This window comes from Tenacibaculum finnmarkense genomovar ulcerans, from assembly GCF_900239495.1.
GTDB lineage: Bacteria > Bacteroidota > Bacteroidia > Flavobacteriales > Flavobacteriaceae > Polaribacter > Polaribacter ulcerans.
In genome coordinates this window covers 73,911-97,023 of the sequence record NZ_OENE01000004.1, presented here as the reverse complement: position 1 = coordinate 97,023, position 23,113 = coordinate 73,911, and the positions used below count along the sequence as shown (strand labels likewise).

The window sequence follows — 23,113 nt, the reverse complement described above, 5'->3', positions numbered from 1 at the left end:
ATTAAAACCAAAACAAATGAAATCAGAAATCGTTGATATTAAAGACCTTAAAAATGACCCAGTATTTGGTCAATTATCTTTTGACAATCACGAACAAATCGTTTTTTGTAATGACGAAGATACAGGTTTAAAAGCAATAATTGGTATTCATAATACAACATTAGGACCTGCATTAGGAGGTACTAGAATGTGGCAGTATAAAAGTGAATCAGAAGCCTTAAATGATGTGTTGCGTTTATCACGTGGAATGACTTATAAAGCAGCAATTACAGGCTTAAATCTTGGTGGTGGTAAAGCCGTAATTATAGGTGATGCTAAAACTCAAAAAAACGACGCATTAATGCGTAAGTTTGGAGCGTATGTAAACTCATTAAGTGGAAAATATATTACTGCTGAAGATGTTGGTATGGAAACTCACGACATGGATGTTATTCGTGAAGTAACCCCACATGTTGCTGGTATTTCTGAGGAAATTGGTGGTTCAGGAAACCCATCGCCTGTAACAGCTTATGGAGTTTACATGGGTATGAAAGCTGCTGCTAAATACCGTTTCGGATCAGACAACTTAGCTGGTAAAAAAGTATTAGTTCAAGGAGTTGGGCATGTTGGTGAAACTTTAGTAAAGCATATTACTGACGAAGGAGCTCAAGTAATTTTAAACGATATTAACGAAGCTCGTTTAGAAGAATTGAGTAAAAAATACGGTGCTAATGTTGTTTTAGGAAATGATATTTATGGTTTAGATGTTGACATTTATGCTCCATGTGCCTTAGGTGCTACCTTAAATGACCAAAGTATTGCGCAATTAAAAGCAAAAATTGTTGCTGGTGCGGCAAATAATCAATTAGAAAACGAGTTAAGACACGGTAAATTATTAAGAGAAAAAGGAATTGCTTACGCACCTGATTTTTTAATTAATGCTGGTGGAATTATAAACGTATATGCTGAAGTTGCAGGCTACGACAAGGTGGAGAGCTTAAAAAGAACTGAAAATATTTACAATACAACCTTAGATATTTTCAATTTAGCAGATAAAGAAAACAGCACAACACACCAAGCTGCTTTTAATATTGCACAGGCTAGAATTGATGCTCGTAAAAAAGAACAAAATAACTAGTTAAAAAATAAAAAAGTTTTACTTTTGCAGAGCGTTAGAAATACTTTCTATCGCTCTTTTTTTTTAAAGTTTTTAAAAGTTCTTTCAAATGATTAACAGAAGACATATTCGAGTTAAAGTAATGCAGTCGGTTTACGCCATGCAACAATCGCACAGTGATGACATCCTAAAAGAAGAAAAGTTCTTAAAAGACAGCATTGATAAAATGTATGACTTATATGTTTTGAACCTTCAACTATTAATTCAAGTTCAAAAATTAGCAAACAAGCGAATAGCGCTTTCTAAAAAGAAAATACTTGCTACTAAAGAAGAATTAAACCCGAACACTAAATTTATTGACAATCGAGTAATCAATAAATTAAATGAAAGCAGCAGTTTAAGTGCTTATGTTGAACTTCATGAGCTTAATTACTGGGAACTTGATAGTGAATATGTACGAATTATTTTAGATGAATTATTAAACAGTGAGTTGTATAAAAATTATGCAAATACTACAGGTGATTCATACCATATTGATAGTGCTTTTGTAGTTTCTTTTTTCAAAGAAATTATAGCGCCTAACGAAAAATTAGCCGATTATTTTGAAGATAAAATGATTTCTTGGGTTGATGATATTCCTTTTGTAAACACTTGGATTGTTAAATCATTAAACAAACAAAAAGAACAGAATCCTTTTATCCTTGGAAGCCTTTATAAAGATAGTGAAGACAAACAGTTTGTGTCTAAATTATTTCAAAAAACGGCATTAAATCAGCATACCTACGAAGACGATATTATTGAAAAAACACCTAACTGGGAAGCTGATAGAATTGCCGATATTGACATGATTATTATTAAAATGTCGATTACTGAATTTTTACATTTCCCATCAATTCCTAGTAGCGTAAGTATTAACGAATATATTGAGGTAGCAAAAGATTATTCAACCAATAAGAGTAGCTATTTTATTAATGGTGTTTTAGATAAATTATCGAAAGATTACTTAGCATCAAATAAGATGGTTAAAATTGGTAGAGGTTTATTGTAAAAAATTATTATTTTTACCAAAACAAATTAAAATATTTAACATGAAGAAAATAGCAGTAGCAATTGCAGTTGTTCTTTCAACAGGAATTTTTATTTCTTGCGGAAAAAGCGATGCCTCATCTAAAGTAAAAAAAGAGAATGTAGAAAATGCTGAAAAAAGAGATGTTTCTATTAGTAAAGGAACAGCTTCTATTTCTTTTGATAAAGAAGAGCATAATTTTGGAACTGTAAACGAAGGTGAAGTTGTTAAAACTACCTTTATGGTAACAAACAGCGGTAAAACCGACTTGGTAATTACAAATGCACAAGCAAGTTGTGGATGTACAGTACCTGTATGGCCTAAAGGCGCTATTGCACCTGGAGAAACTGGAGAAATTCAAGTAAGTTTTAATACCAGTGGAAAACCAAATAAACAATCTAAATCTATTACATTAACAACCAACACTGTAAAAGGTAAGGAAGTTATTAAGATTACAGGTATGGTAACTCCTAAAAAGAAAACAGCATAATGTTTACAACTATTTTTTTACAAGCAAGTACCCAAGAAAGTATTATGAATATGCTTCCTTTTGTAGCAATGATAGGTGTTTTTTATTTTTTGATTATTCGTCCACAGATGAAACGTCAAAAAGATGAAAAAAAATTCCAAGCTACTGTTGTCAAAGGAATTAAAGTAATTACCTCTAGTGGTATTCATGGTAAAATTGTTGAAATTAACGATACCGAAAATACTGTTACTATTGAAACAGGTGCTGGTAAAATTAAATTTGAACGCTCTGCTATTTCAATGGAATTAAGCAAAAAATACACAGCGGTTAAAAAATAACAACTACTACTTTTTATAAAAAAGAGCGCTAATTAGCGCTCTTTTTTTGTTTTTTATGTAGATTGCAGCATATTCAACACTTTGAAAAAAACCTTTAACATACCAAAAACCTTTTTTGGATTTTTATCAGCTTCCGTACTTTTTTGGTTGCTTATAAATTTATCAAAACAATATACTACCGAAATAGAAACAGTAGTAACTTATAACAATATTGCCATACAAAAAACAATTATTAATACGCCCATTAAAAAAATAGCACTTGTAGTAAAAGGAAGTGGTTTTAAATTAATTGCCCAAAATTTTATAAATTCTAATATAAAACTCAATTTAGAAAAAGCCCATAAGAAAAAAAATAATGCCTATTATTTTTTAACTAAAAATAGCTATTCAGAAGTACAGCGACAGCTAAATTCAGGAATTGAATTGATTAAATTTCAAAGAGACAGTATTCCTTTAGAAATGGGAACTTTAGCGTCAAAAAAAGTACCTTTAAAAGCAAATTTAGAACTCAAGTTTCAATTAGGTTATGACTTAGCTAGCCCTATAAAAATAACTCCTAGCCATGTGTTAATTTCTGGAGAAACTTCTTTAATTGATAAAATTACTTTTTTAAATTTAAAAAAAATAACGCTAGAAAATATTTCTGAAAGCACCACACTTAAAGGGACTATTGAAACACCTGAAAAACTAAAAAAAGAGGTTAATTCTGCCAAAATAAGCATCATTGTTGATAAATTTACAGAAGGTGAAATAGAAGTGCCTATTAGCATCAAAAATGCACCAAAAAACATCAATATATTTCCTAAAAAAGTAAAGATAATTTACAAGGTAGGCTTAAAAAACTTTAATAAAATAAATGCCAATTTATTTAAAATAGCCTGCGATTATAAACAGATAACAAGTAACGAAACTTCTTATTTAACGCCTAAATTAATTCAATTTCCTGATTCTATTACAATACTGCGAATAGTTCCTAAAAAAATAGATTTTTTAATACATAAAAAAACACAAAAATAATGGTTATAGGTTTAACAGGTGGTATTGGTAGCGGAAAATCTACGGTAGTAAAAATGTTTGCTGAGTATAAAAACAGTGCTATTTATATTGCAGATAATGAAGCTAAAAAATTAATGAACTCTTCGGATGAAATTAAAACAAAATTAATCGCTGAATTTGGTGAAGATGTTTACAAAAACAAGCAATTAAACAAGCCTTTTTTAGCAAATATTGTTTTTAATAATAAAGATAAATTAGCTATTTTAAACGCCATTGTACATCCTGTGGTAAACAATCATTTTAAAGACTTTATTCTTAAAAATGCCGATAAAAACTACATTTTATACGAAAATGCCATTCTTTTTGAAAATGGTAGCAATATTTTTTGTGATAAAATAATTACCGTAACAGCCCCTGAAAACATTAGAATTGAACGTGTTTTAAAAAGAGATAACACTACAATTGATGCCGTTAGAAGCCGTATTAATAATCAATGGAGTCAAACTAAAAAAACACTACAATCTCATTATATTATTGAAAATATTATCCGTAAAAAAACACAACAGCAGGTGGCAATAATTCATGCTATTTTAACTAAAAAAGTAAAAAATTAACGTTTTACAAAGCATTTTTGTTAAATTTGTCTTAATTTCATAAAAACTTAGTTAATATACGTTAAAAGCAACGCTCTCTTCAGTTTATTAATTTATTTTTGGATAATGGGTAAGAAAATCTTTATTCTTATTGTTGTTTTAATGAGTATTTCTTTAATAGGAATCATCTCAGTTCAAGTATATTGGATTAAAGACGCTGTAAAAAACAAGCAACAACAATTTGACAACAACATCAAAATTGCATTAGCTAGAACTTCTGAAAGGATTAAAGAAAGAGAGTACGCTGATTTTTTTCAAAACAATCAAGAGTTTCTTAAGGATAAAAAATTTGTTTCCAAAGCAAAAATAACCACCTATTTATTTCAACAAATAGACACCACTAATAAAAGAAAATTTACCTTCGGAACAACTGTTTTAGGAGAAAGCATTAAAATGCCTGGTGATTTTATTAACAATGACTCTATTGTTATTAAGCGGTATTCGGGGAAACAAGATTTTTATTTTTCCCAAATAATGAAATCAAATAATGATTTTACACCCTTTGTTAAAGAACGTCGGGTTTCCAGATTTAAAACCTATCCTAAATTCAATAAACAATTAATTGAAGATATGTTGCAGGAAAGAAAAAAAATCTTCCCTATAAATCAACGAATTAGCAATAAAGAACTTAATTTTACCATCAAAGAAGAATTGGCTAAAATGAATATCACCCAAAAATTTAAATACGGTGTATATGAAGATGGCTTGGCTACGCAATTAAAATCGGGTTATTTTAACATAAAGCCAAACGATGCAAATTACCCTTTATTAGCCGATAATAACGGCATTAGCAAATATAAGTTATATATAAAATTTCCTAATGAACGAAAAAAATTATTATCAGAAATATTTAATGTTTTAGGGCTTTCTTTATTATTTATAATTATCATTATTGCGGCTTTTACAACGTCATTATATCAATTAATTCGTCAAAAGAAAATATCGGCAATAAAGACCGATTTTATCAATAATATGACCCACGAGTTTAAAACACCTATTGCAACTATAAATTTAGCTTTAGATGCCATTAAAAACCCAAAAATAATATCAGAACCTGAAAAAATAAAGCGCTATGTAAAAATGATCCGTGAAGAAAATAAACGAATGCACGGACAGGTTGAAAATGTTTTACGAATTTCGAGATTAGAAAAAAATCAGATTGAAATTACTAAAGATGCCACCGACATGCACGATACTATTGAAGAGGCTATTGAACATATTCAATTATTAGTTGATGATAAAAACGGAACGGTAACTCCGCATTATCAAGCAATATCTACCGAGGTTCTTGGAAACCAATTTCACCTAACAAATATTATCGTGAATATATTAGAAAACGCTTTAAAATATTCAGAAGGCGCGCCTAAAATTGATATTTACACCGAAAGCACCAATAAATACTTTATTTTTAAAGTAAAAGACCAAGGAATTGGAATGAGTAGAAATGCTCAGAAATATATTTTTGATAAATTTTACAGAGAACATAACGGAAACATACACAACGTAAAAGGACACGGTTTAGGATTGGCTTATGTAAAAGAAATTATTGACAACCATCAAGGGTCTATTTACGTTGAAAGTGAAAAAGGTAAAGGAAGCTTATTTACAGTGAAATTACCATTAATATAAAATAAAATACATGGGAAGCAAAAAAATATTATTAGTAGAAGACGATCCTAATTTCGGAACAGTTCTTAAAGATTATTTAGCCTTAAACGATTATAACGTTACACTTGCCAAAGATGGTATTGACGGATTAATTATGTTTAAAAACGGTGAATATGATTTATGTATTTTAGATGTAATGATGCCTCGTAAAGATGGTTTTTCATTAGCGCAAGATATCCGAGCAACAAACAAAGAAGTGCCTATTATATTTTTAACTGCTAAAACATTAAAAGAAGATGTTTTAAGAGGATATCAAGTTGGTGCTGATGATTATTTAAATAAACCTTTTGATTCGGAAGTTTTATTACATAAGATAAAAGCAATTTTACAACGTAAAGAGAACGAAAAGTCAAGTGATTCTGATGAATTTGAATTTAAAATTGGTAACTTCGAATTTAATTCTAAATTACGTCATCTTTCACTTAATGGTGCTGAGGCTCAAAAACTTTCGCCAAAAGAAAGTAAATTATTAAGAATGTTAGCGGTGCATAAAAATGATTTAATGCCACGTGAATTAGCCTTAACAAAAATTTGGAGAGATGATAATTATTTCACTTCTAGAAGTATGGATGTGTATATCGCTAAACTTCGAAAATACTTAAAGGGTGATGAAAATGTTGAAATTATCAATATCCACGGGGAAGGTTTTCGATTGTTAGAAAAAGTATAATTATCTACAACATAAAAACAGTACAAAAGACTTCCTTTTCCCAGGAAGTCTTTTTTTTACTTTTTTTACACAAAAAACAGTACAGACTTTAATCTATAAATGGTAATTTTTCTTTACTTGCTTCACCTGTTAAAACATCCACCTTTAAGATATTTTCAATCGTCGTAGCTATTTGATTACTATACAACTGATTTTGAATCTTTATTTCTCCTTGCTTTTTAATTCCACTTCCAAAAGCAGCAAGCCAAACCTGGTCTGATCCTTTAATTGTATATGTTTTACCATGGTCTTTTAAGTTATTCCCGTGATGTTTCCATGTTTTTAAAGGCACTGTTCCCCGTCCGTGATCTGTGGTTATAATAAAGGTAGTGTTGTTTTTGTAATAAGTATCATTTTGAACAAAATTCCACAAATCTTTAATAAAAGTATCCGATCTTTTTATAGCGTTTAAATACTGATCATATTTACCATCGTGGGCAAAATCATCGGTTTCTCCGTAGGCTATATAAACCAAATCAGGATGTTTTTCTTTCATGTAATTAAGAGCGTAATTATGTGTAAAAACGTCTAATCGTACATTGTGCCAAGGGCTTGGTGTTTGTTTTTGATAGCTATTTAATTGTTTTTCTACCGCTGAAATACCTGTTGTTCTATCGGCAGATTCAAAACCTGCATTTATTGGTAATTTACTTCTTGTTCTATTAATAATACTCGGAAAAACATCCCAACTAGCAAAAGCAGCTACCTTATTTTTATAAGCTTCTGAATTATTTACTAATTCTAAAATTGTTTTATTAGGATTATCAATTTTAGCATTGCTTTTTATCCTTTTATCATCTGATAATCCACATAAAATTTCACTATAACCAGGATATGAAAACCAACGATTATTGGTTAAATTTACTTTATTACCTTCCTTTCTATTTCCATAAATAACACCATTTTTAGCGATATAACTCCACATAAAAGGAAACAAAACTTCCCTTCTTTTACTTGGTTTTTTTGCCCAAAAATGCGATGCTAATACTGCAGTGTCTTTTACATATTTATCATTAGAAATTAACAGAGAATCTGCTCCTGAAAATAATTCTTGCCAACGAACACCATCTAACGTTATTAAAACAACTTTTGGGGTAGCAGGTTTCTTTTGGGCTTGTTTATTTTCTTCTTGCTGATTATTTTTATTATTTACTTGTTTATTACAGGCAGTTAAAGCTATTAAAAACAAGATAAAAAACACTTTTATTTTTATCATAATTACTTTATTTGAAGTACTAATATTAAAAAAACCTGCTGTAATTGCTTTGCAAAACAATAATCACAACAGGTTTGGTTTGTCTTTAAAATTTATTTTATTCTTTTATTTATCCCACCAAGATTCAGCGTTATAATTATTTTCTCCTAACCAAGAAACTGCTGTGGTATTATTTACTTTATTAGTAAAAGTTTCTTCCGATGGATATTTAAATCGCACTGGTATTTTATCTGAATTTGTATTATTAAGCGCTGCTGTTAAAACAGGAAATCCTGTTCTTCGATAATCAAACCAAGACTCATAACCCGACATGATATTTGCCAAGTATTTTTGTGTTATAATATTTTCTACCGTTCCTTTAAAGGCTCCTTTTGATGTTGCAGTTAAATAATCCGTAGGAATTTCTATATTTCTATATTCAAAATTTGCTTTTACCGCATTTTCATAATGTAATTTTGCTTTTGAGCTATCGATAAAACCTTTGCTTGCTGCTTCGGATAAAATAAACTCCTGCTCAAAATAGCTTGCAAAAACCATATCTAATACATTGCTTGCTCTTAAATTATCCGATAAACCAGTGTAATTAACCGATCTATCATTTGAACCTGGTGTTATTCCTACATAGGTATTTGACGCGTTTGGCTTATAATAAAAAGAAATTCGAGGATCTTGTCTGTCGGTTAACATTTTTAAAATAGTCGTTGTAATGTTTAAAATTTTAAAATCGCCTTCTCTTGCTGTTGATAAATACCAATTATTTGGTGCTGAAGTAAATGGTAAAATAGCATTATCGGCATTCGATTTAAAAATATCTCCTGAGGCTACAATCTGATTTATTTGAGCAGCCGCATTGGGGTATTTATCACTAATCCTAAGCAAATAACGCAATCTTAAAACATTTGCAAATTTTATCCAAGCATTTTTATTTCCCGCAAACATTACATCTCCTGTTATTGAAGATTTATCTTTTGATAAAGTACTCACAGCCTGAGAAAGTAATTGCAAAACACCATTTGAAGCCGTATAAATATCCTTTTGTTTATCGTATTTTGGTGTTAAATTATTTTTATCGCCTGCTTCAAAAAAAGGAATCGGACCATATAAATCGGTTAATTGTGCGCCAATAAAAGCCTTCATTATTTTGGCAACAGCTTTAATCGAGGCATTTGTTTTTTGCTCTTTTAAAACGTCATTCATATCTCCTAAAAGCCTGTTATTGGTAATCCAAAGTGAATTATTGGCATCAATTTTATATTGATCTATTACATTAAAATCAGACTTCCCTTGCTCTTGCATTAAAATACTTGCGTAGGTAAAACCACCGCTAGTCGTTTGATTTCCTACCGTATAAATTGCATTGGTTAGTAAATAAGTTGCCTGGGCAGTAGTTGGTTCATTTGGGTTTACATTAATATCGCCAAAATCATCACAAGAAATAAAGGTTGCAACTGCAAGGACTATAAATCCTTTAAATATTTTAGTAACTTTCATATTTTCTAAGTTTTCTAAGTTTCTTTAATTAAAATTTGAATAAAAAATTGATTCCGTAACTTTTTGATGATGGATACGATACGTCCTCGATTCCTGGAACAACATTTGCGCCTTGCATTGCTAAAGTTTCTGGATCAAAATGAGGGTTTGACGATGGTGTCCATAATCCTAAGTTTCTACCTACTATAGATACTTTTAAAGATTCCATTGCTAATTTTTCAATCAAACCAGCAGGAACATTATAGCCAAACTTTACCTCTCTTAATTTTACATAAGTGGCATCTACAATCCCTGTTTCTTGTTGATTTTTTCTATTGTACAACGGCTTGTAATAACTCCACCAACCTATTGCATCGGCATCGGTTAAAGCAACATATTCACTGCCTACTTTCTTTACGCCATCAGGTACAATGTCTTGGTAATTATTTCTATTTTCAGAAATATCTAAATTTCCAGCATACGCCGCTATCTGTTTTGTTCTTGAAATAATGGTTCCACCTTGTTTCCAATCCATTAAAACAGATAAATCAAAGTTTTTATATTTGAAACTATTTTTAAATCCTAAAGAAAAATCTGGATTATAGTTTCCTAATAATTGTAACTTATCATTTACAACTGGCTTACCGTCTTTGTAAACTATTTTTCCGTTATGGCGTTCGAATTTTCTTCCGTACATATTTCCTAACTTCTCTCCTTTTCTTGCCTGTATAAAAACTTTTGAAGTTTCCGCACCATATACCGAAGCATATGCCATGGTTAAAACGTCCATGTTTTCTGTTAACTCAACGACTGTTCCTTGGTTTTTAGAAAAGTTTAAACTGGTTGTCCAAGCAAAATTTTCATTACGGATAGGTTTTATCGTTAACAAAGCTTCAATTCCTTTATTTTCAATTTTACCCGCATTGATTATTTGTGCGCTATACCCTACTGTATTGGTAATTGGAACCGACATAATTTGATCTTCCGAAGTAGATTTATAATAGGTGAAATCGATTCCTATAGCTCCATTAAACATTCTTAAATCTGTTCCAAATTCATAAGAAGTACTCATTTCTGGCTTTAAATTTTCATTTAATAATACCGAACTTCTACTTAATGTTTTATTTCCTGCATAGGGTGTTTGATATGAATATGGTGTTTTTAAATTATACGCAGACGTATCATTACCAACCTGGGCGAAAGAACCTCTAATTTTAAAGAAACTAAAAGCTTCAGGCATTTCAAAAATTTTATCGATCAATAAACTTACAGATGCCGATGGATAAAAATAAGAATTGTTTTTTGCTGGTAATGTAGAAGACCAATCGTTTCTTGCCGTTACATCTACAAAAACTTTATTTTTATACCCAATACCTAGCGTACCGTATAAACTATTAATTTCTTTTTCTTCTTTATATTGCGTTGTTACTACGTTTGATATAGAATTTTGAAGATTATAAAGCCCTGGAATAACCAAACCATTTGCCATACTCGATAAAAAGTTAATTTCTTGTTTCATTTGATTTCCTCCAAAATTCACATCAACATTCCAAGCATCATTTATTTTTTTATCATAAGAAAATAAAAAATCGGTATTTACCTCTGTAAAATCAACTCTTTCATCTTTATAAGCTCCTTTTAAAAATCGTTGCGTACTATAAGCTCTTTTTGAGGCTCTTTTATCGGTGTAATAATCCATTCCTGTTTTTGCTTGAAACTTCAAGTTTTTTAATACTTGATACTCCAATTGGATATTCCCTAAAAGCCTGTGCTTATTAAAAGCGTTGGTATTTTCATTGAGCATAAAATAAGGATTATCGTGCCAAGCATAATTATAGTTGTACTGCTCTAAACCTTCATAGCCTTTTTGCCAATAATTTTTTAAAGCCGATGTATTTACTGTTCGTCCGTACCAGGTAAACATATACATTGCCGATTCTGAACCATATCCTGAACTTGGGCGGTTATCACTACTTGATTTTATATAGTTTGATTTTAACGAAATTTTTAACTTATCGGTTAAATCAACACTTCCATTTATTCGGTATGATTTTCTTTTTAAGCCTGTATTAGGGATAATTCCTTGATTGTCTAAAGAACCAAAACTAAATAAAAAGTCTGATTTATCTGCTCCAAACCCTATTGCGGTACTAAAAGTGGTTGTAAACCCTGTTTTATAAAAATTTTCTACATTATTTGGTCTTGCTACAAATGGCGTTGCAATAATATCGTTCGGCATTGTTGTTGGCGATATAATTTTTCCATTAGCATCCCTAACCCATCCTCTTACGAATATATCTCCAGCTCTTACTCCCGATGTTGTTGGGCTATCAAACTGAGTAACTAATTGACCATTTGCCTCTGGACCCCAAGAAACATCTTCCTGATCATTTATACCTAAATCATTCGCTAATCCATCGGCATATTTAAACTTTCCTGCCCATCCTTGCCCGTATTTATTTTGATATTTTGGCAACCTCAACGCTTTTTCGATTGTTGTACCAGTATTTACGGTAACGGTTAAACCTTTATTTCGTCTTGCTGTTTTAGTGGTTATTAATATGACTCCGTTAGAACCACGAGAACCGTATAAAGCTGCCGCATTTGCACCTTTTAATACACTAATATTCGCTACATTATCAGGGTCAATTTCAGAAGCACCATTACCATAATCGACCTCTTGCATTTCATTTCCACCCGTATTTTGACCTGTACCAAAAATAGTATTGTTATGAATTGGCACTCCATCAACCACAAATAAAGGACCATTAGCTGTTGATGTTAAAGAGGCTTCTCCACGGATTACAACTCTTGATGTTGAACCTACACCTGTAGATCCGTTGGTAATTTGAACACCTGCAATTTTTCCATTTAAAGCATTTACTAAATTTGTTTCCTTTGCCTGATTCAGTTCTGCTGCTTTTAAATTTGATACAGAATATCCTAGAGCCTTTTCTTCTTTTTTAATTCCTAAAGCTGTAATTACAACCTCATCTAATTGTTGTTCTAACTGTTTTAAAACAATTGTTCCTAGCTTTTTATGCGCTCCTTTACTTAAAGAGACCTGTACTCTTTTTTCTTGATATCCTATAAAAGATATTTTTAAAGTTACTTTTTCAGAAGTTACTTTATTTAGTTCAAATTTACCATCAAAATCGGTATCTGCTCCAATAGTAGTTCCTGCTAACACCACACTTGCCCCTGGCAATGGATAGCTACCGTCGCTAATTACTCCTGAAATAGTAGAAGATTGTGCTAAAATTGTGCTACTAATAAAAACACCTAGCAATATGCTTACAAAAAGCTTAAAATTATTCATTTACTTACGTTTTACAATCGTTAAAAATTACAATTCAAATTAAATTATAATTTGACCGTATGTACAATTATGAACGTTAAGAAAACACCTATTAAAAGATACGCTAGCGTAATGCCAGTGTAAAATAACAAGACATCAAATTAAACTAAACGTTAATAAACCTAATTATCAGATGATTACAAAATTCAATTGTTAATTTAAAGCATCTTACTTCTTTTTTGTTTACAACAAGTAATACTATTTTACACAAAAAAAACGGACAACTTTAAAGTTGTCCGTTTTATAAAATATATAATTAATGTTACTATTAATTAAAATCAGTGTTCATTTTTAAATAATTTAAAAACTCACGCTTTGTTTCTTTATTTTTAAACTTACCGCCAAACTCAGCAGTAACTGTTGAGCTTTCAATATCTTTTATTCCTCTTGAATTTACACACAAATGCTTTGCATCAATAACACAGGCTACGTCTTGCGTTCCTAAAGCTTCTTGCATTGCTTGTACAATTTGCATGGTTAAACGCTCTTGTACCTGTGGTCTTTTCGAAAAATATTCAACAAGACGATTCATTTTAGACAAACCGATAACTCTTCCACCAGAAATATACGCCACATGCGCACGTCCTATAATTGGCAATAAGTGATGCTCGCAGGTAGAATATACAACGATATTCTTCTCCACCAACATTTCGCCATAATTATAATTATTTTCGAAAGTAGATGCTTTTGGCATATTTGCAGGATTCAATCCCATAAAAATTTCATTCACAAATGATTTTGCAACACGTTTTGGCGTTCCTTGCATACTATCATCGGTTAAATCCATCCCTAAGGTTTCTAGAATATCTTTAACACTTTCTTGGATTTTAGCTATTTTTTCTTGGTCAGATAAATCAAAAGCATCAGCTCTTAAAGGGTTTTTAGCCGAGGTTCCTACATGATTATCTCCTATATCATCGATTCTATCCTCATTCATTTTGTTGCTATTCACTTCAAACATTTCTTTCTTTTATTAGGGCACAAATTTACAACATTGTACTTAATTTACTGTATTATTTTTTTCAATTCGTCTAAAGAACAAGTAGTTTGCTCACCATTTAGCATGTTTTTTAAAACAAACACATCGTTATTTACATCGGTAACAACAAATTCTATGCCTCTGCTACCAACATATTTCCATTGTTTCTTTTCTTGCTTATTACTCGTTGCGGTATCAGGGTATAACTCTGATTTTATATTGCTTTCTCTTAAATTTTTAATCGCTTTTATTTTTGATAAATTCTCCGCTTCGTTAAAATTTAAAAATAATACACGAGGTTTTGGCAATTCAACCGCTTCAAACAAGTTTAATTCTTCCATCACCAAGTAAATTCTGTCTAATCCGAAAGAAATTCCAACTCCTGAAACATCTTTTAAACCAAAAATCCCTGTTAAATCATCGTAACGACCTCCGCCTCCGATAGAACCCATTTTTACTTCTTTTGGTGCAGCAACTTCATAAATTGCACCTGTGTAATAATTTAAACCACGTGCTAAAGTTACATCTAATTCTAAACTTGCCGAAGTTAAACCAATTTCTTCAATCATATTTACAACGGTACGCAATTCTTCTACCCCTGCTAAACCTTCTTCGGATGCTTCTAACATCGCACTTAAAGAACTTAATTTATCTTGATTAGTTCCTGAAAAACTAAATAACGGCGCTACTTTTTCAATGGCATCTTGTGAAATTCCTTTTTCAAGCATTTCTTTTACAACACCCTCTTTTCCTATTTTATCTAATTTATCAAGAGCTACCGTAAAATCGATTAATTTATCAGATGCGCCAATCACCTGTGCAATTCCTGATAATATCTTACGATTATTAATTTTGATAGTCGCTCCGTTTAAGCCTAATTTACTAAAAACAGTATCGTATAATTGAATAAATTCAACTTCTTGTAATAACGATTTACTTCCTACAACATCAGCATCACATTGATAAAACTCTCTAAAACGTCCTTTTTGCGGGCGATCGGCTCTCCAAACAGGTTGAATTTGATATCTTTTAAAAGGAAAAGTAATATCATTTTGATGTTGTACTACGTAACGTGCAAATGGCACTGTTAAATCGTAACGTAATGCTTTTTCTGATATTTGAGCCGTTACTTTTTGGCTATTTTTTTCAGATAATAAGGTTTGATCCGCCTTTTTTAGATAATCGCCAGAATTTAAAATTTTAAAGATTAATCTATCTCCTTCTTCACCATATTTACCCATTAAGGTTGATGAATTTTCAAAACTTGGCGTTTCAATAGGTTGAAATCCGAAGTTTTCAAACGAATGTTTTATGGTATTAAATATATAATTTCTTTTCGCAACTTCTGTTGATGAAAAATCTCTTGTTCCTTTTGGAATTGATGGTTTCATAATTGATGGTAAAATTAAGGGTTCAATAAAATACTAAAACCCACTTTAAATGCAAATATCTGAATTTATCGCTAATTTACGAAGTTTTATGGGTACGTTTTAATCGGTAAATTGACGCATTTAATTCAAAACCTAACAATAAAATAATGGCGTTTATCCAAATAAAAAGCATCAAAATTAAGAGCGCTCCAATCGAGCCATATAACTGATTATAAGTAGAAAATTCTACCACATAAATCCCGAAAATATAAAATGTAAACAACGATAAAACAGTGGTTAAAATAGCGCCTGCTGAAAAAAACTTTATATCCTTTCCTTGAGTTGTTCCAAAGCGAAATAACAGTGAAACAATCGTGAAAATCATAATTAAAAATAACAAACCTCGCCCCCAATAAAACAAGTTTAAATCATCGGTATGTAGCCAACCTGTATTGTCAATACTAACAAGTGCTACTTGATATAGAATAATTAAAATCACTGTTATTATCAAAAAAAAGGACATTAATAACGATACACCTAATGAAATAAAATACGTTCTAAAAATACTTCTAATTTCTTTGATATGATACGAATATTCAAAACCTCCAAAAATAGCATTTACCCCATTGGTCATTAAAAAAATAGAAGCTAAAAATCCAAAAGACAATAAACCACTATATTGATTATTAATAATATCTTTTAACACAAAATCGACGGCATCAAAAGTTTTAGGCGGTAGCATTTCTTGGATTAATCCGAAGAGATTTTCTTGAAATCCATCAATAGGAATGTACGGAATTAGCGTTAAAATAAATAACATAAAAGGGAAAATAGCCATAAAAAAACTAAACGCAATTCCTCCTGCTCTTGTTGTTAAAGCGCCTTTTACAATGCCGATTACATATAATTCAATAACATCGTATAGGCTCATTCCTTGCAGCCTCGGTATTTTTATTTTCTTCAAAAAAATCACCAATAAATTAATTATAGGTATTTTACTTAGTCTATTTTCTATTGGTTTTGTCATTATTTAAAATCTAATTATAACAATTTTTATAATAACAAAGATACAATCGTTTTAAGATATAAAAGCATTAAAACACCTAAGGAACTCATAAATTATAGCTCATAAAATAGTGCGATTATTAAAAATAAAATACGGTGCTTATAGCGAACTATAAACACCGTATTTTTATATATCAAAGTACAAACCTGAACTAAATTCAGCTTAAAAATTCAGTTTTTTACTACTTTAAACCTCTTGCTTTTAACATTGGGGTAGCTTCAGGATTTCTTCCTGCAAAATTTTGATACATTTTTGCATAATCCATCGTGTTTCCTTTTGACAAAACTTGCTCACGGAATTTTTGCCCGTTTTCACGTGTTAATAACCCGTTGTCTTTAAACCAAGCGTAGGCATCGTGGCTTAGCATTTCTGTCCATAAATATGAATAATATCCAGCGCCATATCCGCCACTAAAAATATGTGCAAAATAGGTTGAGCGGTATCTTGGTGGAATTTCGGCAAGTTTTAATTTCATTTGAGTTAAGGCAGCTTCTTCAAATTTAGCCACATCTTCAATTTTAGTATTTGCAGAAACCGTGTGCCATTTCATATCTAAGCTCGACGATGCTAAATTTTCAATCATTGAATACCCTTGATTAAAAGTTCCAGCATCTTTAATTTTTTTCAATAACTCAGCAGGAATTACTTTTCCTGTTTTATAATGCACCGCATAGTTATTTAAAATGGCTGGATGTGTTGACCAGTTTTCATTAAATTGAGACGGAAATTCTACAAAATCTCTAGAAGTACTTGTTCCTGAAATAGAAGCATATTGTTGGTTTCCAAATAAACCGTGTAAAGCGTGCCCAAACTCATGGAACATTGTTTCAACCTCATCAAAACTTATTAAAGCAGGTTCGCCAGCGGCAGGTTTTGACGAATTACAAACATTATAAATTACAGGTTTTTGATTTCGTAATTTTGATTGTTTTACAAAAGAACTCATCCACGCACCACCACGTTTGCTATCTCTAGCATAAAAATCGCCATAAAATAAGCCTAATTTACTTCCGTCTTCTTCAAAAACCTCGTACACAACGACATCTTTGTGATAAACGGGTAAATCGGTACGTTTTTTAAAGGTAATTCCGTATAATTTTGTAGCGGCATAAAACACTCCTTTTTCTAAAACGGTGGTCATTTCGAAATAGGGTTTTATTTCATCTTCATTTAAATTATACTTTGATGTACGTACTTTTTCGGCATAATGATTCCAATCATAAGCGGCTAAAGTTGCTCCTTTAACTTGCTTGTTCATTTCAGCCTGAATTTCTTTTTTTTCTGCGGATGCTTTTTCTAAAGATCCTGGAATTAAACCTTCAAACATTTCAAAAACCTTAGCGGGCGTTTTTGCCATCGTTCCTTGCAAACTCCAACTTGCGTAATTTTCAAAACCTAAAATTTGCGCTTTTTTAGCTCTTAAAGAAACCATTTTTTGTACTAATTCACTGGTATCGTAGGTTCCTGAATCGGCTCTGTGAATAGATTTTTCGTATAATTCTTTACGAACTTCTCTGTTCTCTAAACTTTGTAATGATGACTGTTGCGTAGTGTTTACTAGCTGAATTTCGTAAGTTTTAGTATTATCAGCTTGTTTTTCTAATGATTTTATTTTATCCGCAGAAAAACCTTTTAATTTTTTAACATCAGTAATTATAACACCGCCTTTTTTACTTGCGTCTAATAATTTTTTACCAAAATCGTTCGATAAAGTTGCTATTTCAGAATTTATATCCTTTAAAACGGCTTTTTTATCTTCGGATAAATTAGCGCCTGCTTTTACAAAATTCTTGTAATATTCTTTTACTAAATGTGTGCTTTCAGCATCTAAATTAGCCGTATCTAAAGCATTGTACACTGTTTTAATTTTAGCAAACAATGGAGTATTTAATAAAATATCATCGGAATGTTTAGAAAATTTTGGAGCTAATTCTTTTTGAATACTTTTAAGTGTATCGTTTGTATGTGCGCCTGTTAATCCGTAAAAAACAGCGGTAACGTTGTCTAGAGTTTCGCTACTTTGCTCTAAAGCTAAAACTGTGTTTTTAAAGTTTGCCGCTTCTTTATTGGCAATTATTCTTTGAATCGCTTGATTTTGTAATTTCATCCCTTCTAAAATAGCAGGCATAAAATGTTCGTTCTTAATTTTAGTAAAATCAGGCGCTCCGTACGCTAAAGTGCTTTTAACCAACAAAGGATTATTTGCACTATTTATGGTATTTTCTGTTTTCACGGCGTTTTTATCTTTTTTAGCTTTTTCACTTGGGTTTGTAGTACAAGATACTGCCAAAGCAATTGTTGTTGCTACGATGATATGTTTTTTCATTGTCTTACTTATTTTATCATTGAAACAAATTCAAACAAAAAGATTACTGCTTTTGCTTCAATGACACTTTATTAAATTAATCTACTGCTTTTAAACTTAAATCTAAATTATAAACTGAATGCGTTAAAGCGCCTGATGAAATAAAATCGACACCACAATCGGCATATTTACGGATGGTTTCTTCGGTAATTCCTCCTGATGATTCTGTTAAACAAGTATCGCCAATTAAAGCTACTGCCTTGCGAGTATCTTCATAATTAAAATTATCGATTAAAATTCTGTACACGCCTTTATTTGATAAAATTTCTTTAATTTCTTCTAAACTTCGTGCTTCTACAATAATTTTGATGTCTAGTTTTTTATCTGCTAAATATTCTTTAGTTTTAGTAATTGCTTGTGTAATTCCACCCGCAAAATCAATATGATTGTCTTTAATCATCACCATGTCGTACAAAGCAAATCGATGGTTTTCGCCTCCACCAATTTTTACCGCCCATTTTTCAATAGCACGAATTCCAGGCGTTGTTTTACGCGTATCTAATACTTTGGTGTTTGTTCCTTTTAATAAATCGGCAAAAAAAGCAGTTTTCGTAGCAATAGCACTCATGCGTTGCATCGCATTTAAAACCACACGCTCTGCCATTAATATAGATTGCGATTTTCCTGTTACATAAAAAACAATGTCGCCATATTTTACAGAGTCGCCATCGTTGATAAAGGTTTCTACTTGTAAATCGGCATCAACATAGTTAAAAACCATTTTAGCAAATTCAACGCCTGCGATAATCCCCTGATCTTTTACCAATAATTTTGCCTTACCCATAGCATCCGCAGGAATACATGATAATGAGGTGTGATCGCCATCGCCAATATCTTCACGAATCGCATTTGTTATTATTAAATTTAGCTCTTTGTTAAATTGTTCTTTTGATATCATGCTTTTCTGTCTTCTTTAATTATCCCGTAAAAATACGGATTGATTTTATCCTACGGAATTAAATTATTCTTTCTGATGAATTTTATGAGTTTAAATAAATAAATTTGCAGATAAAATTAATTCAAATTAACAGCCCTTTATACCCTTTTATAACTTATGAAAATAAAACTAATCGCTATTGGTAAAACTGATGATAAAAATTTAATGCAACTCATTGATAATTATCAAAACAGGTTAAAACATTACGTAAAATTTGAATTGGAAATTATTGCCGATATCAAAAATGTAAAAAACCTAAGTGAATCACAACAAAAGGAAAAAGAAGGCGAATTAATTTTAGCCAAATTACAAGCAACCGATCAATTGGTGTTGTTAGACGATAAAGGAAAAGACTTTACCTCTATTGGATTTTCGCAATATTTACAGAAAAAAATGAATTCGGGCATCAAACAATTGGTCTTGGTTATTGGCGGTCCTTATGGTTTTTCTGATGCTATTTACAAAAAATCGACAGGAAAAATATCGCTATCAAAAATGACCTTTTCACACCAAATGATTCGCTTGTTTATTGTAGAACAAATTTACCGTGGTTTTACTATTTTACGCAATGAGCCGTATCATCATGAATAATATATAAGTGGCTTTTTATTAGAATTTTACTGTTTTAAATTATATTTTTTTTAACACTTTTTAAGCTATTTTTAGGCCTCAAAATCCGTAATTTTGCCATCCCCCAAAAAAATCAAGAAAAAAACAATAACTATCGTTATGAATACAATCAAAATTATTTTAACTACTATCTTTTTCACTTTTATTATAGGAACACAACAAACAAGTGCTCAAAGTGACATTAAAATTTTAAAAAACAACGTAAAGATTCAAAAAAATAAAATTAGTGCGAATGAAGCTGTTTTAATGAGTGGTATTAAAGCCTTAAAACGTGTAAATAGCAATTTAGAAAACTTCAAAAAAAGTAAAAAAGCTACTAAAGAAAATATCCGAAGAAAAGAAAATATTGTTAATAATATAGAAAATAAATTAACAAAATTAAATGCTCAAATTGAGCATCAAAAACAAGAATTAGCAACTCTTGAAACAAAATTAGCTAAAAAGAAAGGGAAAGAAGCAGCTCAAAAAAATAACAAAGCCAAAAAGAATAACAAATCAGCACAAGTTGAGTTCGCTAAACAGACTCAAAAAGCTCAAGAGCCAAAGCCACTTGAAAACACCAACAATACACTTTCTAAATTAGCATTGCGAAAACAAGAGTTAGAAAAAGCTCGTATAAAATTAGAAGAAGATCGTAAAGCTAAAGAAATTGCCTATTTAAAAGAACAAGAAGCTTTACATTTACAAGCCGAAAAATTAAAACAATTAGACAATGAAATTAAAGCTGAGGAAAAATCTATCGTTAAAGAAAAAGGTACTTTAATTAGCGATTATGAAGATGATATTAGCATCAATCAAGAAATTTTAATTAGTGCTAAAGAGGGCTTAGATAAAATGAAAGCCAAATTAAACAAAGCACAGTTAGACCCTACAGCATCACAAGAAAGCATTGCTCGTAAAAAAGCGATTATTATTAGAATTGAAGAGCGTTTAAATAAAATACAAGCTGAAATAACAGCCAAACAAGTAGAATTAAATAAATTAAAAGGATAAATTCCTTATACTTTTTATTGAAAAAACGAAATATAACAAGGGTTGTATTTCGTTTTTTTTTACCTAAAAAACAATACATTTGTGTACTTAAAATTTTAACTTATATGAAACTTGTTTTCGCTACTAATAACTTAAATAAACTTGCTGAAGTACAAAAAATGCTTCCAAATAGCATTGAATTACTTTCTTTAAAAGATATTAATTGTTTTGATGATATTCAAGAAACAGCAACGACTTTAGAAGGAAATGCTAAAATAAAAGCAGACCATATTACTGATAATTTCAAATTAAATTGTTTTGCTGACGATACCGGTTTAGAGGTTGAAAGCTTAAACGGAGAACCTGGCGTTTATTCGGCACGTTATGCGGGTGAACCTTCTAATTCAGAAAATAATATGCAAAAAATATTGACGGAATTAAATAAAACTGAAAATAGAAAAGCACAATTTAGAACGGCTATTTGTTTAAATTTAAACGGACAGCAATTTTTATTTGACGGAATTTGTAAAGGCGATATTTTAACTGAAAAACAAGGCGAAAAAGGCTTTGGATACGATCCTATTTTTAAGCCTCAAAACGTTAACAAATCGTTTGCACAAATGACATCCGAAGAAAAAAATGCCATTAGTCACCGCGGATTAGCTATTCAAAAATTAGTGGAATTTTTAAAATCAAACGCTTAAATTAAACTTCTATTCACTATTGAATACTTCAAAAAAATACAGCAAACATTTTGTCATCTTAGCGATTTTATTAGTTGTCGTTTTTTTTATAAATATTAGTTTAGGCTCGGTTTCCATTCCTTTTAAAGATATTTTTAACGCATTAACAGGCGGAACTGCAACGAAAGAAAGTTGGCAAACCATTATTGTAAATTTCCGATTACCAAAAGCAATCACAGCTGTTATGGTAGGTTCAGGCTTGTCAATTTGTGGGTTATTAATGCAAACTTTATTCAGAAATCCGTTAGCTGGTCCTTTTGTTTTAGGAATTTCATCGGGCGCAAGTTTGGGTGTTGCCTTGCTTATTTTAGGTTCAGGGGTATTTGGTACTGCGCTGTTTTCAATAACAACTTCTAATTGGACGCTGGCTATCGGCGCTAGTTTAGGTGCTTTTTTGGTTTTATCTGCCGTAATTATAGCGGCTAATAAAGTGCGAAATACCATGGCTATTTTAGTTATCGGATTAATGTTTGGCTCCTTAACTTCTGCGGTAATTAGCGTATTGTCTTATTTTAGTGAAGCAGCACAAATTCAACAATATTTATTTTGGAGTTTTGGAAGTTTAGGGAATTTATCTTGGCAAGAATTGGCTGTTTTTGCTAGTATTTACAGCATCGGAATTATAGCGAGTTTTAGTATTATAAAACCTTTAAATAGCTTTTTGTTAGGTGAAAATTACGCTAAAAGCTTAGGGATTAATATTAAAAAAAGCAGAACCATTATTTTACTAATTACCAGTTTATTAACAGGTGTAATTACGGCTTTTTCAGGGCCTATCGCCTTTATTGGCATTGCAATTCCTCATATTGCTAAGATAATTTTTACTACCTCAAACCATAAAATATTACTACCCGCAGCAGCTCTTATTGGTGCCATTATTTTATTAATTTGCGATGCAATTGCACAATTACCAACAAGCCAATTTACCTTGCCTATTAATTCCATTACCTCGCTATTTGGCGCACCTGTGGTAATTTGGTTATTAATTCGTAAGAAAAAAATACATGTATAA

Annotated in this window: 20 protein-coding genes; 12 read left to right on the top strand and 8 right to left on the bottom strand. The window is 30.9% G+C overall.

Annotated features, from left to right (window positions below):
- Positions 1-16 precede the first annotated feature (16 nt).
- From DPIF8902391_RS01340 to DPIF8902391_RS01305, 8 genes are all read left to right on the top strand, one after another.
- On the top strand, positions 17-1,117 hold the full coding sequence (locus DPIF8902391_RS01340) for a Glu/Leu/Phe/Val family dehydrogenase (protein ID WP_172504815.1): 1,101 nt from the start codon (positions 17-19) through the stop codon (positions 1,115-1,117).
- 88 nt (positions 1,118-1,205) lie between these two features.
- Positions 1,206-2,144, top strand: a complete 939-nt coding sequence (gene nusB / locus DPIF8902391_RS01335) for a transcription antitermination factor NusB (RefSeq protein WP_058884713.1) — start codon at positions 1,206-1,208, stop codon at positions 2,142-2,144.
- 40 nt (positions 2,145-2,184) lie between these two features.
- Positions 2,185-2,652 (top strand): DUF1573 domain-containing protein, encoded by a 468-nt coding sequence (locus DPIF8902391_RS01330; protein WP_058886236.1) that lies wholly within the window; start codon positions 2,185-2,187, stop codon positions 2,650-2,652.
- On the top strand, positions 2,652-2,969 hold the full coding sequence (gene yajC / locus DPIF8902391_RS01325; RefSeq protein WP_101914367.1) for a preprotein translocase subunit YajC: 318 nt from the start codon (positions 2,652-2,654) through the stop codon (positions 2,967-2,969). The genes DPIF8902391_RS01330 and yajC overlap by 1 nt, the downstream gene beginning before the upstream one ends.
- 81 nt (positions 2,970-3,050) lie before the next feature.
- Positions 3,051-3,986: a YbbR-like domain-containing protein gene (locus tag DPIF8902391_RS01320; RefSeq protein ID WP_172504814.1), complete on the top strand. Its 936-nt coding sequence runs from the start codon at positions 3,051-3,053 to the stop codon at positions 3,984-3,986.
- Positions 3,986-4,579 (top strand): dephospho-CoA kinase, encoded by a 594-nt coding sequence (coaE, locus tag DPIF8902391_RS01315; protein ID WP_198912922.1) that lies wholly within the window; start codon positions 3,986-3,988, stop codon positions 4,577-4,579. Before DPIF8902391_RS01320 ends, coaE begins: the two co-directional genes overlap by 1 nt.
- A gap of 105 nt (positions 4,580-4,684) precedes the next feature.
- A complete protein-coding gene (locus DPIF8902391_RS01310) occupies positions 4,685-6,247 on the top strand; it encodes a sensor histidine kinase (protein ID WP_058884709.1) in 1,563 nt (520 codons plus the stop codon).
- Positions 6,248-6,257: 10 nt separating this feature from the next.
- The gene (locus DPIF8902391_RS01305) at positions 6,258-6,956 is read left to right on the top strand and encodes a response regulator transcription factor (RefSeq protein ID WP_058884708.1); all 699 of its coding nucleotides are present in this window, start codon (positions 6,258-6,260) and stop codon (positions 6,954-6,956) included.
- Positions 6,957-7,044: 88 nt separating this feature from the next.
- Here the strand turns inward: DPIF8902391_RS01305 and DPIF8902391_RS01300 are convergent, their stop codons facing one another.
- The 8 genes from DPIF8902391_RS01300 to nadC all read right to left on the bottom strand — a co-directional run bounded on the left by DPIF8902391_RS01300 (position 7,045) and on the right by nadC (position 19,717).
- On the bottom strand, positions 7,045-8,211 hold the full coding sequence (locus DPIF8902391_RS01300) for an alkaline phosphatase family protein (RefSeq protein WP_172504813.1): 1,167 nt from the start codon (positions 8,209-8,211) through the stop codon (positions 7,045-7,047).
- Between the two features lie 105 nt (positions 8,212-8,316).
- A complete protein-coding gene (locus DPIF8902391_RS01295) occupies positions 8,317-9,702 on the bottom strand; it encodes a SusD/RagB family nutrient-binding outer membrane lipoprotein (RefSeq protein ID WP_172504812.1) in 1,386 nt (461 codons plus the stop codon).
- 28 nt (positions 9,703-9,730) lie between these two features.
- Positions 9,731-13,000, bottom strand: a complete 3,270-nt coding sequence (locus DPIF8902391_RS01290; RefSeq protein ID WP_172504811.1) for a SusC/RagA family TonB-linked outer membrane protein — start codon at positions 12,998-13,000, stop codon at positions 9,731-9,733.
- 307 nt (positions 13,001-13,307) lie between these two features.
- Positions 13,308-14,000, bottom strand: coding sequence for a GTP cyclohydrolase I FolE (gene folE / locus DPIF8902391_RS01285; protein ID WP_172504810.1), 693 nt, complete (start codon positions 13,998-14,000; stop codon positions 13,308-13,310).
- Positions 14,001-14,044: 44 nt separating this feature from the next.
- Positions 14,045-15,409, bottom strand: a complete 1,365-nt coding sequence (gene hisS / locus DPIF8902391_RS01280; RefSeq protein WP_058884704.1) for a histidine--tRNA ligase — start codon at positions 15,407-15,409, stop codon at positions 14,045-14,047.
- Between the two features lie 76 nt (positions 15,410-15,485).
- On the bottom strand, positions 15,486-16,415 hold the full coding sequence (locus DPIF8902391_RS01275) for a YihY/virulence factor BrkB family protein (RefSeq protein ID WP_172504809.1): 930 nt from the start codon (positions 16,413-16,415) through the stop codon (positions 15,486-15,488).
- 220 nt (positions 16,416-16,635) lie between these two features.
- The gene (locus DPIF8902391_RS01270) at positions 16,636-18,780 is read right to left on the bottom strand and encodes a M3 family metallopeptidase (RefSeq protein WP_058884702.1); all 2,145 of its coding nucleotides are present in this window, start codon (positions 18,778-18,780) and stop codon (positions 16,636-16,638) included.
- Between the two features lie 76 nt (positions 18,781-18,856).
- The gene (gene nadC / locus DPIF8902391_RS01265) at positions 18,857-19,717 is read right to left on the bottom strand and encodes a carboxylating nicotinate-nucleotide diphosphorylase (RefSeq protein WP_058884701.1); all 861 of its coding nucleotides are present in this window, start codon (positions 19,715-19,717) and stop codon (positions 18,857-18,859) included.
- 156 nt (positions 19,718-19,873) lie between these two features.
- Between nadC and rlmH the strand changes: the two genes are divergently transcribed.
- The 4 genes from rlmH to DPIF8902391_RS01245 all read left to right on the top strand — a co-directional run bounded on the left by rlmH (position 19,874) and on the right by DPIF8902391_RS01245 (position 23,113).
- Entirely contained in the window at positions 19,874-20,347 is a 474-nt protein-coding gene (gene rlmH / locus DPIF8902391_RS01260; RefSeq protein ID WP_058884700.1) for a 23S rRNA (pseudouridine(1915)-N(3))-methyltransferase RlmH, read from the top strand.
- 138 nt (positions 20,348-20,485) lie between these two features.
- Positions 20,486-21,379, top strand: a complete 894-nt coding sequence (locus DPIF8902391_RS01255; RefSeq protein ID WP_058884699.1) for a coiled-coil domain-containing protein — start codon at positions 20,486-20,488, stop codon at positions 21,377-21,379.
- A gap of 104 nt (positions 21,380-21,483) precedes the next feature.
- Positions 21,484-22,062, top strand: coding sequence for a non-canonical purine NTP diphosphatase (locus tag DPIF8902391_RS01250; protein WP_058886235.1), 579 nt, complete (start codon positions 21,484-21,486; stop codon positions 22,060-22,062).
- 19 nt (positions 22,063-22,081) lie between these two features.
- Positions 22,082-23,113 carry a FecCD family ABC transporter permease gene (locus DPIF8902391_RS01245; RefSeq protein ID WP_172504808.1) on the top strand — a complete coding sequence of 344 codons (1,032 nt, stop codon included), beginning with the start codon at positions 22,082-22,084 and terminating at the stop codon, positions 23,111-23,113.